Below are 16318 nucleotides of genomic sequence, written 5' to 3'. Positions count from 1 at the left end.
AATGGACGCCGTCCGCCGGACAAGAAGTACTCCGCTCACCGCGTCCGGGAAGGGACCGCTATGACCAAGAAGTGGGTCTACCTATTCTCCGAAGTCGGCGAGGCGGAACGCCTGGCCGGCAGCTGGGACGGCGCACGAGCCCTGCTGGGCGGCAAGGGGGCGAACCTCGGCGACATGACCCGCTTGGGCGTTCCCGTCCCTCCGGGCTTCACCGTTTCGACCGAGGGCTGCAACGCCTATCTGGCCGCCGGCAACGAGTTCCCGGAAGGCCTTTGGCAGCAGGAACTGGACGCGCTGAGGCAGGTTGAGGAGCGCACCGGACAGACCTTCGGCGACCCGGCCAAGCCGCTGCTCATCTCTGTCCGTTCGGGAGCGAAGTTCTCGATGCCCGGGATGATGGACACCATCCTCAACGTCGGTCTCAACGACGAGGTGGCCAGCGGCCTCGTTGCGCTCACCGCCGACCCGCGCTTCGTGTACGACTCCTACCGGCGCCTCGTGCAGATGTTCGGCAGCGTGGTGCTGGGAGTGCCGGACGAGGTCTTCGAGGCCGTCATCACCGGCCGGCGCAAGCTGGCCGGCGTCAGCGTCGACTCCGAGCTGAAGGCGTCCGACTGGCAGGAAGTCACGCGGAAGTTCAAGGAGATGATCCGCACCTACACCGGGGAGCCTTTCCCCGAGGAACCGCTCGAGCAGCTGCGGCTGGCCACCGAGGCCGTCTTCAGCTCGTGGAACGGCAAGCGCGCCGTGGACTACCGCAACGCCGCCGGCATCCGCCACGACCTGGGCACCGCCGTGAACATCCAGGCCATGGTGTTCGGCAACATGGGCGACGATTGCGCCACGGGCGTCGCCATGAGCCGCAACGCCACGACCGGCGAGAAGCACTTGGAAGGCGACTTCCTGGTGAACGCCCAGGGCGAGGACGTGGTGGCGGGTATCCGCGCCACCCAGCCGCTCGAGGAGCTGGCCGAGATCATGCCGGCCGCGTACGAGGAGTTCGACGCCATCGCCCAACGCCTCGAGCGCCACTACCGCAACATGCAGGACATGGAGTTCACAGTCGAGCACGGCAAGCTCTGGGTGCTGCAGACGCGCGACGGCAAGCGCACGGCGCAGGCCGAAGTCCGCATAGCGGTGGACATGGTCGAGGAAGGCCTGATCGACAAGCAGGAGGCCGTCGGGCGCGTCAAGCCCGAGCAGGTCGACTACTTCCTGCACCCGCAGTTCGAGGTGAAGGCCCGCAAGGACACCCCCAAGCTGGCCGCCGGCCTCAACGTCTCGCCCGGCGCCGCCGTGGGCGTCATCGCTTTCGATGCCGACACCGCCGAGAGCTGGGCCAAGGAGGGGCGCGACGTCATCATGGTCCGCCCCGAGACCAAGCCGGACGACGTCCACGGCATGCTCGCCGCGCGCGGCATATTGACCAGCTCGGGCGGCCGCACCAGCCACGCAGCGCTGGTAGCGCGGCAGTTCGGTAAGCCGGCCGTCGTCGGCGTCGCCGCACTGGTCATCGACCTCGACAGGCACGAGATGAACATCGGCGACCTCACCATCAAGGAAGGCGAGGTCATCTCGATAGACGGCACGCTGGGCGACGTCTACCTGGGCGCCTTGCCGACGGTCATCCCCGACATCGACAATCCGTTCCTGACCAAGCTGCTCTCCTGGGCCGACGAGATCCGCACGTTGGGCGTGCGCGCCAACGCCGACTACCCCGCCGACGCCGAGCGGGCCCGCGCCTACGGCGCCGAGGGCCTCGGCCTGGTACGCACCGAGCACATGTTCTTCCAGTCGGAGCGGCTGGCGATCGTCCAGAAGATGATCATGGCGAAGACCCCCACCGTGCGCGCCGAGGCGCTGGCGGCGCTGCTGCCGCTACAGCGGGAAGACTTCGAGGGCCTGTTCAGGGCCATGAACGGCCTGCCCGTCATCATCCGCCTGATCGACCCGCCGCTCCACGAGTTCCTGCCGCCGCACGACGACCTCGCCGGCGACCTGGCGGCGCTCAAGATGCAGCTCCAGCACTTCCACACCCTCGAGGAGATGGACGCCGCGCTCGGCGTCATCCGCCAGAAGCAGGATCACCTGACGCGGGTGACCGAGCTGCGCGAGGCGAACCCCATGCTGGGCACGCGCGGCGTGCGCCTAGGCATCATCATCCCCGAGCTCACCAAGATGCAGGTCCGGGCCATCTTCGAGGCGGCGTGCGCCGTCAAGCGCGAGGGCGTGGAGGTGCACCCGGAGGTCATGATCCCGCTCGTCAGTCACGTGAACGAACTGCGCAGCCAGAAGCGGGCGCTCGAGGAGGAAGCCGAGCTCGTCATGGCGGAACAGCGCATGCGCGTCGATTACCGGTTCGGGACCATGATCGAGGTTCCGCGCGCCGCCCTCGTGGCCGACGAGCTGGCCGCCGAGGCCGCGTTCTTCAGCTACGGCACCAACGACCTGACCCAGACGGCCTTCGGCATCTCGCGCGACGACGCGGAGAAGAGCTTCCTGATGTACTACCTCGAACACGGCATCCTCGAGGAGAACCCGTTCGCCACCATCGACAAGGCCGGCGTCGGGAGGCTCATCGAGATCGGCACCCAGCTCGGCCGCTCCGTCCGCAGCGACCTCGAGGTCGGGATCTGCGGCGAGCACGGGGGCGACCCGGCGTCCATCCACCTGTGCCACCTCTACGGACTCGACTACGTCAGCTGCTCACCCTTCCGGGTGCCCATCGCTCGCCTGGCGGCGGCACACGCGGCACTGAAGTACGGCCCGCAGCTGGGCGCGGCGAAGGGTGACGGCGCTGCGCACGGCGCCGAGCCCGCCGCAGACGACAAGGGGGTCGTCAAGGCCTGATCCTCTAGCCCGTCGCTGACGGCCTAACAGACGCGCCACCCACCTTCTCGCGTGGGTGGCGCGTTCCGTGCTGGTCGTCGGCCCTTTCCGGGAGCAGCCGTGCGCACACGTTAGACTGCCCCGATGCCCACCCCCGACCAGCCCCTCCCCACCCTGTTCGGAACCGCCGCGCAAGACTGGGCCGCCAACCACCCGTGGCTGACGACGCTCATCGGCGGCGCCGGCCTGGTGATCCTCGGCTGGCTGGCGTTCAGGATCACGCGTGAGGTGCTGGTGGTAGCTATCGGCCGCCTCGGTGCTCGCACCCGCATCACGTGGGACGACGCGCTCCAGCGCCGCCGCTTCTTCCACCGCCTGGCCTACCTGGTGCCGCTGATCATCTACCGGGCGGGCCTGCCGTACCTGCCCGCGCTGGGCGAGGGCATGCAGACGCTGCTCGGCCGCCTCATAGCCACCGCGATGATCGTGGTGATAGCGCAGGCGATCGCCTCTTTCGTGACGGCCTTCGGCGACGTGTACGCCAAGACCCCCAACGCTCACCTGCGGCCGATAAAGGGCTACTTGCAGGGCGTCACCCTCATCGTCTACCTGATGGCCGGGATAATCATCGTGGCCACCCTGCTCAACCGCGAGCCGCTGATCATCTTGAGCGGCGTGGGCGCCGCGTCGGCGGTGCTGCTGCTCATCTTCCGCGACACCCTGCTCGGGTTGGTGGCGGGCATCCAACTCACGAGCAACGACCTGATCCGCGTGGGCGACTGGATCGAGATGCCGCAGTTCAACGCCGACGGTGACGTGGTCGACATCGCCCTGAACAACGTCAAGGTGAAGAACTTCGACGAGACGTTCACCGTGGTCCCCACGCACCACTTCCTCGACAACTCGTTCAGGAACTGGCGCGGCATGCAGGACGCCGGCGGGCGGCGCATGAAGCGCAGCCTCCGCATCGACATCAGCAGCGTGCGCTTCCTGACGCCTGCCGAGATCGACGACCTTAGGCGCTTCGCTTTACTGCGGGAGTACTTCGACGAGAAGAAGGCCGACATCGACGCCTGGATAGCCAACAACCCGGCCGCACGCGAGAACCCGGTGAACTCCCGGCGCCTCACCAACATCGGCACGTTCCGCGCCTACGTGACGCGCTACCTGCGCTCCAGGCCCGACATCTCGCAGGACCTCACCTTCTTGGTGCGCCAGTTGGAGGCGACTCCGGAGGGCGTGCCCATCGAGATCTACGTGTTCGTGGCCGACGTCCGCTGGGACGTTTACGAGGGTGTGCAGGCCGACGTGTTCGACCACCTCATGGCCATCCTGCCCGAGTTCGACCTACGCGTATACCAGCGGCCGAGCGGGGCCGACATCAGGGAGTTGACGCCGGCGCGCGAGTGAGCCGCTAGGGCGCGGCGCCTGCGCTAGCCACTTCCCAGCGCCTGCTTGTCGGCGGGCGCTACACCGGACTTGGACGCGGGACTGGTGACGAAGCCCTCCGTGACGCGGCTCGAGCCCATGGCGAGGAGCGCCGTGCGGGGCCTGATCATCCCCAACAGCTGACCGTCCTTGCCGACGGCCGCCGCGGGGAGCTGGCTGTCGCCGAGTGGCTCCATGGCGTCCTCCAGTAGCGTGTCGCCCGGCAGGGTGAGGGCCTCCTCGCGCAGGAGTTCCGCCACGGTGCGGTCGGGGTTCTCGGCCGCGTCGTGATACGAGACGGTCCCTTGGTAGCGTCCCTGGGCGTCGCGCACGAAGGCGGCCAGGCCGTTGCTGGCCAGGAGCAGGTCGGTGACGTCGGAGCCGCGTTGGGCGAGCGACACGATGAGCGCCTCCTCCATGACGTGCCTGACCCGCAGCACCCGTGCGCGGTTCACGTGCTCGACGAACGCGCGCACGTAGTCGTCGGCGGGGTGGAGGACGATGCCTGCCGGGGTACCCACCTGGATGAGGCGACCGTGGTTGAGGATGGCCACGCGGTCACCCAGGCGCAGGGCCTCGTCGAGGTCGTGCGTGATGAAGACGATGGTCTTCTTCAGCTCGTGTTGCAGCCGGATCAGCTCGTCTTGCATCTCGCGGCGGATGAGCGGGTCCAAGGCGCTGAACGCCTCGTCCATCAGCAGCACGTCGGGGTCGGTGCATAGCGCCCGGGCCAGCCCCACGCGTTGCTGCATGCCGCCCGACAGGGCGCGCGGCCGGGCGTTCTCGTAACCCGACAGGCCCACCGCGTCGATCCAGTGGCGCGCCTTCGCCCACCTTTCCTCCTTGCCGACGTTCCTCACCCGTAGCCCGAAGGCGACGTTCTCCAAGACGGTGCGGTGAGGCAGCAGGCCGAAGCGTTGGAAGACCATGCCGAAACGGCGGCGTCTGACGTCGCGCAATGCCTTCTTATCGAGCGACAGGATTTCGACGTCGCCCAGGGTGATGCTGCCGGAAGTGGGCTCGATTAGCCGGTTGAGGCAGCGCACGAGGGTGGACTTGCCACTCCCCGAGAGGCCCATGACCACGAAGGTCTCGCCCCGCTCGATGTCGAGGGAGATGTCGTGCAGCCCGACCGTATGGCCGGTGCGCTCTAAGATCTCTTCCTTGGTGACGTCGTTCTGCAGTAGTGGGAGGATCGTCTCCGGTTCTGGCCCGAAGACCTTGCTCAGGTTGCGGATCTCGAGGAACGCCATCTCAGCCCGCCTGTTCCGTGTTGTCCATGCGGCGGCCGTAGCCGGCGGTCACGCGGTCCATGACGATGGCCAGGATCACGATGGCGAGGCCCGCCTCCAGACCCAGGCCCACGTCGCCGCGTTGCAGGCTCCGAAGGACCTCTTGGCCCAGCCCGCGCGCGCCGATCATCGACGCCACCACGACCATCGCCAGGGCCATCATGATGGTCTGGTTGATGCCGGCCATGATGGTGGGTACCGCCAGCGGGATGCGCACCCACCAGAGCAACTGCCGTTCGGACGCTCCGAACGAGTCGGCCGCCTCGACGACCTCCTCGTCGACGAGGCGCAGTCCGAGGTCGGTGAGCCTGATGACGGGCGGCACGGCGTAGACGAACGTGGCGAAGATGGCGGCCACGTTCCCCAGGCCGAAGAACATCACGACCGGCACGAGGTAGACGAAGCTGGGCATCGTTTGCATGCCGTCGAGTAGGGGCTGGAGCACGCGCTTGAGGCGATCACTTCGGGCCATGGCGATGCCAATCGGGATTCCGATCGCCACTGTCGCGGTGGTCGCCACGATCATGATCGCTAGCGTGGTGACCATCTGTGGCCAGAGGTCGAACGTGCCTACGAGTGCTAGTAACCCGGCGAGCACGATGGCAGGCGCCACGCGCTTGCCGCTGGCGTGCCACACGAGCAGGCCGACGAGCAGCACTACCGACCACCAGGGCAACCAGTTCAGGAAGCGCTCCACTTGCACCAGGACGTAGAGCAGGCTGTCGGTGATGCTGCGGAAGAAGTCGCCGTAGTTGGCGACCAGCCAGTCGACGAAGGTGTTCGTCCACTTCCGGAGGGGGATGCGCCACCCCTCCGGAAAGCTGCCGAAGAGCAGATTACCCATGGTCGCGTCCTTACTTCAGAGCGGCCAGTACGCGCTCCGTGACGACGGGGTCGAGGCCGGCGTTGGCGAGCCAACCGGTCCAGACGTCCTTCTCGGTCTCGAGGAAGTGCATGGCAGCTTCCGCGGGGGAGGCGTCCGTCTCCTGCATGTGAGCGAGGATCTTGTTGATGAGCGCGGAGGGGGTGTCGATGGCGTTGAGGAACGCCACGATCTCGTCCGAGGCCTGGTCCTTATAGTTCTTGCCCAGGGCGATGACCGCGGTGGAGGCTGGGTAGGCGCACGCCTCGGTGGCCTTCTCCGGGGTGTCGACGTTGGCCTCGAGCACGTCCCAGCAGGCGTCGCTGTAGGGGGGTTCCTCGAGGCGGATCATGTCGAGCTTGCCCAAGACCCAGGTCGGGCTCCAGTAGTAGCCGACCCAGGGTTCGCCACGCAGGTAGGCGCCTTCCATCGAGGTGGCGAGCGCAACCGCCGTGCCCGGCAGGAAGTTCGTGAAGTAGTCGGTCAGGCCGTACACCTCGAGCTTGACGTTGTTGATCTCCTCGCAACGCCAACCGATGATGCAGTTGTAGAAGCGGCCCTTGTCCGGCTGCTCGGGATCGCGGAAGAGGCTGGCGTACTGGGGCAGGTCGTAGACGCTCTTGAGGTCGGGAGCCGTGGCCTCGATCCCGCGATCGGCGTCTCCCTCGACCATGTAGCGCGGCACGTAGAAGGCCTGGATGGCGTCGTCGAAGACCGCGTCGAGTTGAACGACGTCACCGGCGGCGACGGCAGGACCCCAGAAATCGGGCACGTTGTCCAGCCAGACTTCCATCACGACGTCGATGTCGCCGCGCGCGGCGCCGCGGTACATGGGGATGGTCGAGCCGGGGATGGAGTCGGTGGCGCAGCCGAAGCCTTCTTCCAGGACGAAGCGTGCGATGTGGTTCAGGACCTGCACGCTGTCCCAATCGAGCTCGGCGAACACTATGGGCTTGTCGTAGCCACCGCAATCGGGTTCTTGCGCGGTGGCGAAGCCACCGAGTAGCAGGGCGAGGCCCAGCAAACCCGCGACGAGCGGGCGAACGAACGGCTTTGCGCCGTGGAGCATGGGAGTTCCTTTCGGTCGAGACAAGGACGGTACACGCATGAACGTGCGTCTTGAGGTGCCGATCCCGAGCGCGCTCGCCTCGCTCGCTTCGCCCTGATGGGGGCTTCGGCGGGCCGCGCTGGCGTGGTCATCGGATTCGGGCCTGCGGTCGCCGCGAAGCGATCGGTACGCACGGCAGCCAGAGTGGAACAAGTGGCCTATGCCGGTGCGTGGCGAAGGGCGCTGCCCCACCGGGGGGTGAAGCGGTTGGCGGGACGGCGCGGTCGGTTACTTGTATAGCACATGGCGTCCGGGGGCGGTGTCGGTGCCTGGATCCGCATGGCGCCTGACCTTGCCTGAAGACGTCAAGGGTCAGGCAGCGCACGTGCGCTGGGCGGGCGCTGTGTGGCCTCTACGCCTGGCCCGTACGCCGCATACTTCCTATACTTGGTCATGAGGCTCCGAACTCTGGGGGGTTTGGCCCTGCCGGGAGTCAGCTTTCGTCGTCATAAACCGTTGTTGCTGTTGACTTTCCTCGCGGTGGAAGGGCCGAAGGACCGTCGTTACCTGGCCGAGCTGCTGTGGCCGGGCGCGGCGAACCCGCGGCAGAGCCTATCCGTGGCGCTATCGCAGTTGCGGCAAGAGGCGCCGGAGGCCGTGGGCGTCGACGAGGCGCGGCTATGGGCCAATGTCGAGTGCGACGCCGTGCTACTCCGGGAGGCCGCTGCAGCCAGGGATTGGCGTGCGGCGGCGGACCTCTACGCCGGTCCGTTCCTGGCAGGCGTCGACATCGACGATGGCAACGTGGAACTAGAGGAGTGGCTGTTCTTCACACGCGAGATGTTGGCCGCCGAGGCGCAGCGAGCTCTGATCGAGGTGGCCGAGGGGAGGCTGGCGGCCGGGGACTCCCGTGCCGCCGCTGGACTGGCCGAGCGCGCCATGCTGCTGCAGCCCGACGTCGTCGATAGCGATGCCGACCTGCTGTCGCGTTTGCACGCGCTGTTGGTGGGTAGCGACAATCCGCGCGCTGCGGCGTTGCGGCGCGAGGCATCGGCGATCGGCGTCTCGATCTCCGAACGGGCGGTCGTGGGGGGCCGTGTCGAGCCACGCCCCGCCCTGCACAACCTGCCGCGAACGGCGCGGCCGTTGGTTGGGCGCGAGAGGGAGTTGCGTGATCTGCAGACGCGGCTGGAGGACGGCGAGCGCCTCTTGACGATCAGCGGCCTTGGCGGAATCGGCAAGACGCGGTTGAGCGTGGCGCTTGCCGCGCGGCTGCTGGAGAGAGCCGTGTTCGACAGCGTCTATTACGTGCCGCTCGAGGCGGTCGCCGACCCGGGCGAGGTGCTGGGCCGCATCGCTATGGCCTTGGGCCTGCCCCTCGGCGGGGGAGGGCCCCTCTCAGCCCTGCGCGAGCGGCTGGCGGCGGGCCGGTCGCTACTGGTACTGGATAACTTCGAGCATGTCACGGCCGGCGCGCCGCAACTGGTGGCGTTACTGGAGGCCTGCCCGAAGACGCAGCTGGTGATCACGTCGCGTGAACCCTTGGGCGTTGCGGCCGAGTCGCTCTACCCGCTAGGCGGTCTGCCGCTGCCTGCGAGCGTCGACGAGGCGTTGGCCGGCGGCACGCGCGATGACGCCGTGAGCCTCTACCTACTGTCCTCCAGGCGCTTCGACCCGCGCTTCGGACTCGACGAGTCCAACGTCGCAGCGGTGCTGGGCGTTTGCCGTTTGTTGGACGGTGTTCCGCTCGGGATCGAGCTGGCGGCCGCGCTGGCGCGAGTGATCCCGCTAGCGGAGCTGGAGCGCGAACTCGAAGCCGATCTCGACACGCTGATCGCCACGCAGCCGGACGTACCCGAACAGCACGAGAGCATGCGGGCGGTCTTCGAGCGTTCGTGGGGCTTGTTGGACGAGGTGGCGCGCCTGGGGCTGGCCGGCAGTTCGGTGTTCCAGGGTGGCTTCACGCGCAAGGCCGCTAGCTTCGTCCTGGGCATGGACATGCGGCTACTCAGCGCATTGCTCGACCGCTCGCTGTTGCGCCGCGAAGGACCTCGTTACGACCTGCACCCGCTCGTCAAGCAGTACGCGGGCGAGAAGTTGATAAGTCTGCCCGCGGCCGAACAGGTCCGGGCCCGGCACGCCGAGTTCTTCTGCCGGCTTCTGGAGTCGAAGCGCCCGTTCTACATGCAGGTCGGGCAGCGGGCGGCGTTCGAGGAGTTGGATCGTGACTTCGCGAACCTGCGCGCGGCCTGGGTGTGGGCGGTCGAGACGCGGCGGCACGACGTGCTCGAGCGGATGGTTCCGATGCTCAAGGACTACATGGTGATGCGCGAGCGCTCAGGCGCCCTGGCAAGCCTGATGGACGCCGCGTGGCCGACCGTCGACCCCGAGTCGCTCCTGGGGGGCCGCATCCTGTTCGCGCAAGCACGCGTTCTGGCCGGCACCGGCGCCGCGGAGGCGTTGCCACTTTACGAGCGCGCTCTGGTGCTCGCGCGCAAGCACGAAGACGAGGGCGACGCGGCGCGGATACTGATGGACCTGGGGACCGTCCACTTCAACCAGCTGGACCTGGAGAGCGCCCGCGGCTTCTGGCTCGAGGCCCTGCCGCTCCTGGAACGGCACGGTAGCGCGCAACAGTTGGGCGGCTGCCTCTCGAACCTGGGTCTGTTGGCCGCCGACCGCGCGGAGCACGAACGCCTACAGGTCGAGGCCATCGCGGCGTGCAGGCGGAGCGGCAACGCCGCCCACCTGGCGGCGGTGCTGCGCAACTACGCCGTCTTCGTCAGCACGACCTACGGGGATTACGCTCGCGCATACGAGCTGACCGCCGAGGCCATAGCCCTCGAGCGCGACGAGGTCGGCCGCAAGTACCACCTGGCGAAGCTGCACACGTACGCGGGTTTCAACCTCGTGCAGCTCGGCGACCTCGCCGGTGCCGAGCGGCACCTGGCCGCGGTGTCGCTACTGTTCGAAGGGCGGGAATCGTCCGACGAATCCTCCGTCCGCGGTGGTCGCCGAACGAAGCAGTTCCTTCTGGCACAGCTGCACTACGCGCGCGGGGACGTCGAGCTTGCGCGGGCCGAGGCCGCTGACTCACTCGACGAGCGCGACGGCTGCGAGCTGTTGGCGTGGATCGCGTTATATGACGGCGATGCGAGGGAGGCGGAGCGCTTCCGGCAGACGCTCCTCGCCCGCCACGCGGTGAAACCCGAGGCGCCGCGCTACGTCGAGTACGACTATGCGCTCTCGCACCTGTTGAGCGCCGGGGTGGCGGCGCTACCGCGGGCCGCCGGCGATGAGCTGCTCGCGGCGTTGCGGGTCATCACGGAGTTCGCCTTCGTGCCCCTTGCCTTCGACGCGTTCGTGATCGCCTACGCCGTTGCGCCGGCAGTCGCCGGGGAGGCGCTACTGGCGCTTGCGGCGACCCACCCCGCGGCCGAGTACCGCACACGTCGGCGCGCTACGCAGCTCATGGGCCCGAGCGCTGTTCAGGGTGTGGCGTGGCCGGCAGACGACCATGCGCGGCGAAGGGCCGTTCCGCTTGCGCCGGACGCGGTATTGGAGCTGGCGCGACAACTGGCGGACCGCTTGGTCGCGGCCCGCGGGTCCACGCGGCCGTCCGAAACGGCCTGAGCGCCGGGCCATGCCCGAGAGCGCCCGGCGTTGCCACGCTGGGGGCGCTAGGCTGAGCACTCGTGAGTAGCGACGAGCCCCCAACCCAGAGCCGCGCCCGTCGCCTCCTGCCCGTCCTCGGTGAGGTCTGGACCATGTCGGTCCCGATCATCTTCACCAACCTGCTGCAGACGTTGGTGAACGTGGCGGACGTCTTCCTGGTGGGCCGCCTGGGCCCCATCGAGGTAGCCGCCGTGGGCATGAGCCAGGTCTTGAGGATGCTCATGCTGGTTGGTCTCATGAGCATCACCACGGGCTCCATGGTCCTCGTGGCCCAGGCGCGCGGCGCCCGCGACCCCGAGCGCGTCAGCCGCGTGGTCCGCCAATCGCTCCTCTTCGCCCTGATGTTCGGCGTCGCCCTCGCCGTGATCGGCTGGTGGATCTCCCGGCCGCTGCTGGTCTTCTTGAACAGCGGCGAGGGCGGCCACGTCATCGACCTGAGCGTAGGTTACTTGCGCATCCTCTTCATCGGCGGCACCTTCCTCGCCGTCAACTTCGTGGTGAACAAGGTGATGCAGGGCGCAGGCGACGTCATCACCCCGCTTTACCTGACCGCGGGCGTCAACGTCCTCAACGTCCTCCTCGCCATTCTGTTGATCTTCGGCTTCGGTCCGATACCCAGCCTGGGCGTCGCGGGCGCCGCCCTGTCGACCATCCTCTCGCGCCTGGCGGCGAGCGTCGTGGGCGTATGGCTGCTCTACTCCGGGCGCAACGTGATCAAACTGCGAGCGGGCTCGTACCGTCCCGATTGGCGCCTGATGCGGCAGATCCTGGCCATCGGCGTGCCCTCGGGAGCACAGGGCGTGGCCCGCAACCTCACGCAACTGTTCGTGCTGCGCATCCTCACCTCCACTTCCGCAGGGGCCCTGGGGGCGGCCGCGCTGGCCATCGGCACGCAGGTGACCCGGCTCATCCAGACGCCCGGCCTGGCGATCGGCCTGGCCTCGACCGCCATGGTCGGGAGCTCCCTCGGGGCCTGGCAAACGAAGGACGCCCGTCTCCGCGGCAACGTGGCCATGGGGTTCGGCGTCGTGTTGCTGACTCTATTAGCGGTGCCGGTCATCTGGTTCGCGCCCGCTCTGGTGCGCTTCTTCGAGCCCACGGCCGAGGGCGTGGTGATGAGCGCGGGCGTCGCCTACTTGCGCATCGTGGGCCTGTCTCAGCCGCTGCTGGCGATAGCCATGGTCGCCAACGGGGCTCTGCGCGGGGCAGGGGACACCCTGCCGGGCCTGTACGCCACGCTCATCGGACGCTGGTTGGTGTCGGTGCCGCTGGCCTACTTGCTCGCGTTGCGTTTGGGGATGGGCCCGGCCGGCGTGTGGTGGGCGCTGGCGGCCGGAACGGCGCTGCAGGCCGGCATCACCTTCTGGCGCTGGAGCGGCCGCGGCTGGTTGCGCGTAGCCATCAGGCAGACGACCCTGTGGCGCGAACACTTGCGCGACCAGCCTCTGGAAGTGCGTCGTCGCTACCTCGAGGAGGTGCGCACCCCGCTCATGGCCATCGACGGCGTGATAGAGGAGGTCGACGAGGTAGGCGTCCATTACGAGACTACCGGTCTCGACGTCCGTGTGCGCTTCGGGCCCAACGGGTTCGAGGTGGCGAGGCATGAAACGTGAGCTCGGGGCGCGGGGCCGACGGCCGGCGATGAGAGGCCTCGCCCGTGACGCCGGGTCGCCTGTGCTTATAGTTGCGCAAGCATGAGTGCGCTCATCATCCTGCTGCTCATCGTCCTCAACGGCGTCTTCGCCATGGCCGAAATCGCCGTCGTGTCGGCCAACAAGCTGAGGTTGCGGCAGAAGGCGGAAGCCGGCGTGCCCGCGGCCAAGCGGGCGCTGACCCTTGCCGAGCACCCGAACACGTTCCTTTCCACCACCCAGATCGGCATCACGCTCGTGGGCGTCTTCTCGGGCGCGTTCGGTGGCGCCACGCTGTCCGGGCCCCTCGCGAGGGTTCTCGAGCGGGTGCCTTTCCTCGAGGGTATCGCCGACCCTCTCGCCTTCGGCTTCGTGGTCGTGCTCATCACCTACGTCTCGCTGGTGGTAGGTGAGCTCGTCCCGAAGCGGATAGGCCTCAACGACCCGGAGCGGGTCGCGATGGCCATAGGCGGCCTCATGCTCGCGCTCTCGGTGATAGGCAAGCCCCTCGTGAGTTTCCTCGGGGCGTCCACCAACGCGCTGCTCGCCCTTATGGGCGTGAAGCAGGGCGAGGCGGACGACATCAGCGAGGCGGACATCGACATGGTGATCGCCCAGGGGTTGCGCGCGGGCGTCATAGAGCCGGCCGAGCAGGAGATCATCGAGAACGCTTTCTGGCTGGGGGAGCGAAAGGTGAACGCCATCATGACGCCCAGGCACGACGTGTCTTGGTTCGACGTTAGCGCCACGCCGGAGGAAGTCCTGGAGCAGATCAGGACGGAGCCCCACGGGCGTTACCTCGTGTGCGAGGGGGAGCTCGACCGCGTGGTCGGCTTCGTGGTCATCCGCGACCTGCTCGCCGCCAAGCTCGACATCGGCAGCTTCGACCTTCGTGCCGCTTTGCACAAGCCACTGCTGGTGCCCGAGACCCTGCCGATCCTCAGCCTGCTCAACAAGTTCCGCGATTCGCGGACGCACATCGCGGTGGTGCTCGACGAATACGGTGGCGTCGAGGGTCTGGTGACCCTCTCCGACATCCTCGAAGAACTGGTCGGCGACATCATGCCGCCCGGCGAGGACGACCCCCCCGAGGTGGTGCCCCTGGGCGAGGGCGCCTGGCGCGTGCAGGGTTCCATGCATGTCGACGACTTCGTGGACCTGCTGGGGTTGGAGGAGGACGTGGTGCCCGAGGGCGCGGGCTACCAGACGCTGGGTGGGTTGATGGCGGACAGGTTGGGACGCGTGCCTCAGGCCGGCGACGAGACGTCGTGGCAGGGCTACCAACTGGTGATCGAGGCGATGGAGGGGCTGCGCGTCGGCTGGGTGGACGTCAAGCGCGTGGCGGCGGAGGAACCCGAGTGGGAATGACGTGCGCCAGGGGCTAGTTGAACCTGGCGGCGAAATCGGCCCGCCCTAGCGCAACGTCGCCTTGCTCGAAGTCACCTAGTTCCAGCTCCTCGGCCGACTTGCTCTCCAGAGCGTCGTAGAACGCCCCGGCCGTGGCGGCGACCTCCAGCCGGTCCTCCGCGCGCTCCGAGCGGTCCAGCCAGGCGAACAGGGCATCCTCGGCCCGCGCGAAGCGGCCGCTCGTGAACTCGTAGCGGAAGAGGCGCTCGAAAGTGGAGTCGGGCCTCAATTCCTCGGGCACCTCGCTTAGCAGGTTCTGCACGCGGCGGTCGAGGTCGGGCTCGCCCAGGCTGACCGCGCCGGCCTCCAGCAGCATCGCCAGGGCCGCGTTGCGCAGGCGCAGGACCTCGGCGTCGTCCTCGGCGGCGCCCGCGACCAGCGCGACCTCCGCGTCCACGCTCAGGAGGGCGCCGAGCAGGTAGGCGCGTTCGCCGTCGACGTAGCCGGCGGTTCCCAGCACCCCGATGAGGTCCTCCACCCCGAGCCGCCCCACCAGGCTCCGACTGGTGCCCAGGTTGGCGAGGTAGAGGCCCTCGAGCTCCCGCTCCGCCGCGCCCAGGTCGAGGCGCGCGGCCTCGAGGGTGCTCGAACGGGCGAGCAGCAGCTTGGCCATGAGCGCCGCGAGTTGCTGGATGGTGCGCTCGATGAGTTCGTCGCGGATCGGCACGCCACCCAGGCTATTACATGCGCCGGGCAGGGGCCGCGGCGCCGGGCCGTAATATCATTGCCCCATGGCTCTAAGCGATATCGAGCTGCGCGTGCTGGGCTCCCTGGTCGAGAAGGAACGCACCACCCCGGGGGCCTACCCACTGACGAGCCAGGCCCTCTTGACGGCCTGCAATCAGAAGACGAGCCGCGACCCCGTCACCGAACACCACCTGCTCGACGTGCTCGACGCCTTGCAGCGGTTGCGCGACAAGGGCCTGGCGGCAACCGTCCAGGAGATCAGCGACCGCGTGCCCAAGCACCGGCACAAGCTCGCCCAAGCCTGGTCCTTGAACGACCAGGAGCTGGCGCTGCTGAGCGTGCTCATGCTGAGGGGCCCGCAGACGCCTGGCGAGTTGCGCACCCGCACGGACCGCTACACGACGTTCGCAAGCGTGGCGGAGGTCGAGGGCGTGCTGGCCGGGCTCGCCGCTCGGAACGTCCCCATGGTGGAGAACCTCGGCCGTGGTCCCGGCCAGACCCAGGACCGCTGGGCCCACAAGCTGGGCGCCGACGTCGAGCGCATGCAACCGCGCGTCCGCCACCGGCCGCCCGGGGAGAACGGGGGCCACCAGGAGGCGGCCCAAGGTTCCGGCTCCCCGTTGGCCGTGCTGCTCAGGCGCGTGGAGGCGCTGGAGCGACGCGTGGCCGAGTTGGAGGCACGGATGGGGGAGTCGGGCCAAAGCCTCACCGCCCCGAGCTGACGCGGCCCTGAGCGACCTGGCCCTGACCGGACCAAGACGGCCCGACTGACTGACGGAGCGAACCGCCCCGGCTAACCCTCGGCCCCCTCCGCGCGTCCCGCGGCGCTCGTGGCGAGCAGCGCCGTCACCTCCGCGTCCGTCGTCTGGCCGAAATCCGCGTACCAGGCGCCAACGCTCGTGAACCCGGCAGGTTCCGCGAGGCACACGACCTGGTCCGCCTCGCCCTCCAGGAGCTCTCGCGCCTCCCGGGCGGCCACCGGCACCGCCACGATCACCCGCGCCGCGCCCGCTCCCTTGGCGGCGGCCACCGCCGCGCGCATGGTGGCGCCGGTCGCCAGGCCGTCGTCCACCAGCACCGCCTGCTTGCCCTTCAGGTCGAGTGGTGGGCGGCCGCCGCGGTAGGCGTCGGCGCGGCGCTCCAGCTCGCGCTGCTCCCGGGCCAGCACCCGAGCGAAGTCCGCCTCCGAAACTCCGGCCATGAGACCCTCGTTCCTCACGCTGAAGCCGCCCTGCGCCAACGCCCCCACCGCCAGCTCGGGCTGGCGCGGGTGGCCCAGCTTGCGCACGATGAGGACGTCGAGGGGCGCGCCCAGCGCCCTCGCCACCTCGGCCGCTACGGGCACGCCGCCCCGCGGCAGGCCGATGACCACGACGTTCTGCCCCGCGAGGGCGCCCAGCGCCCTCGCCAGCTTCTCGCCGGCGTCTACTCGGTCGCGGAACAGTGCCATGTCGCCTCC

Annotated in this window: 11 protein-coding genes; 6 read left to right on the top strand and 5 right to left on the bottom strand. The window is 68.6% G+C overall.

Features of this window, described 5'->3' with window-relative positions; genetic code table 11:
• Nucleotides 1-60 precede the first annotated feature (60 nt).
• Together ppdK and ROY82_10815 are read left to right on the top strand one after the other, a co-directional pair.
• The gene (ppdK, locus tag ROY82_10820) at nucleotides 61-2850 is read left to right on the top strand and encodes a pyruvate, phosphate dikinase (protein MDT3682950.1); all 2790 of its coding nucleotides are present in this window, start codon (nucleotides 61-63) and stop codon (nucleotides 2848-2850) included.
• Nucleotides 2851-2973: 123 nt separating this feature from the next.
• Complete coding sequence (locus tag ROY82_10815) at nucleotides 2974-4239, top strand: mechanosensitive ion channel family protein (protein MDT3682949.1); 1266 nt, start codon at nucleotides 2974-2976, stop codon at nucleotides 4237-4239.
• Between the two features lie 23 nt (nucleotides 4240-4262).
• Here ROY82_10815 and ROY82_10810 read toward each other — a convergent pair whose 3' ends face one another.
• From ROY82_10810 to ROY82_10800, 3 genes are read right to left on the bottom strand one after another with little or no spacing between them, the layout of a single operon-like run.
• Nucleotides 4263-5510 (bottom strand): glycine betaine/L-proline ABC transporter ATP-binding protein, encoded by a 1248-nt coding sequence (locus ROY82_10810; protein ID MDT3682948.1) that lies wholly within the window; start codon nucleotides 5508-5510, stop codon nucleotides 4263-4265.
• Between the two features lies 1 nt (nucleotide 5511).
• The gene (locus ROY82_10805) at nucleotides 5512-6393 is read right to left on the bottom strand and encodes a proline/glycine betaine ABC transporter permease (GenBank protein MDT3682947.1); all 882 of its coding nucleotides are present in this window, start codon (nucleotides 6391-6393) and stop codon (nucleotides 5512-5514) included.
• Between the two features lie 10 nt (nucleotides 6394-6403).
• On the bottom strand, nucleotides 6404-7480 hold the full coding sequence (locus ROY82_10800; protein MDT3682946.1) for an ABC transporter substrate-binding protein: 1077 nt from the start codon (nucleotides 7478-7480) through the stop codon (nucleotides 6404-6406).
• Between the two features lie 432 nt (nucleotides 7481-7912).
• Here ROY82_10800 and ROY82_10795 point away from each other — a divergent pair, with 432 nt between their 5' ends.
• The 3 genes from ROY82_10795 (at nucleotide 7913) to ROY82_10785 (ending at nucleotide 14133) form a co-directional block, all read left to right on the top strand.
• Nucleotides 7913-11092, top strand: a complete 3180-nt coding sequence (locus tag ROY82_10795) for a hypothetical protein (protein MDT3682945.1) — start codon at nucleotides 7913-7915, stop codon at nucleotides 11090-11092.
• A gap of 62 nt (nucleotides 11093-11154) precedes the next feature.
• Nucleotides 11155-12747, top strand: a complete 1593-nt coding sequence (locus tag ROY82_10790) for an MATE family efflux transporter (protein MDT3682944.1) — start codon at nucleotides 11155-11157, stop codon at nucleotides 12745-12747.
• An 81-nt stretch (nucleotides 12748-12828) separates the two neighbouring features.
• Nucleotides 12829-14133, top strand: a complete 1305-nt coding sequence (locus tag ROY82_10785; GenBank protein MDT3682943.1) for a hemolysin family protein — start codon at nucleotides 12829-12831, stop codon at nucleotides 14131-14133.
• Nucleotides 14134-14146: 13 nt separating this feature from the next.
• Here ROY82_10785 and ROY82_10780 read toward each other — a convergent pair whose 3' ends face one another.
• On the bottom strand, nucleotides 14147-14839 hold the full coding sequence (locus ROY82_10780) for a DUF6483 family protein (protein ID MDT3682942.1): 693 nt from the start codon (nucleotides 14837-14839) through the stop codon (nucleotides 14147-14149).
• A gap of 64 nt (nucleotides 14840-14903) precedes the next feature.
• Here ROY82_10780 and ROY82_10775 point away from each other — a divergent pair, with 64 nt between their 5' ends.
• Nucleotides 14904-15581 (top strand): YceH family protein, encoded by a 678-nt coding sequence (locus tag ROY82_10775; protein MDT3682941.1) that lies wholly within the window; start codon nucleotides 14904-14906, stop codon nucleotides 15579-15581.
• A gap of 71 nt (nucleotides 15582-15652) precedes the next feature.
• On the opposite strand, the gene ROY82_10770 is transcribed toward ROY82_10775, so the two are convergent.
• Nucleotides 15653-16309 carry a phosphoribosyltransferase family protein gene (locus ROY82_10770; GenBank protein ID MDT3682940.1) on the bottom strand — a complete coding sequence of 219 codons (657 nt, stop codon included), beginning with the start codon at nucleotides 16307-16309 and terminating at the stop codon, nucleotides 15653-15655.
• Between the last annotated feature and the right edge of the window lie 9 nt (nucleotides 16310-16318).

It is taken from the genome of Truepera sp. (assembly GCA_032027045.1).
GTDB lineage: Bacteria > Deinococcota > Deinococci > Deinococcales > Trueperaceae > JAAYYF01.
The sequence above is the reverse complement of the archived record's forward strand: the minus strand, read 5'-3'. Positions and strand labels throughout refer to the sequence as shown.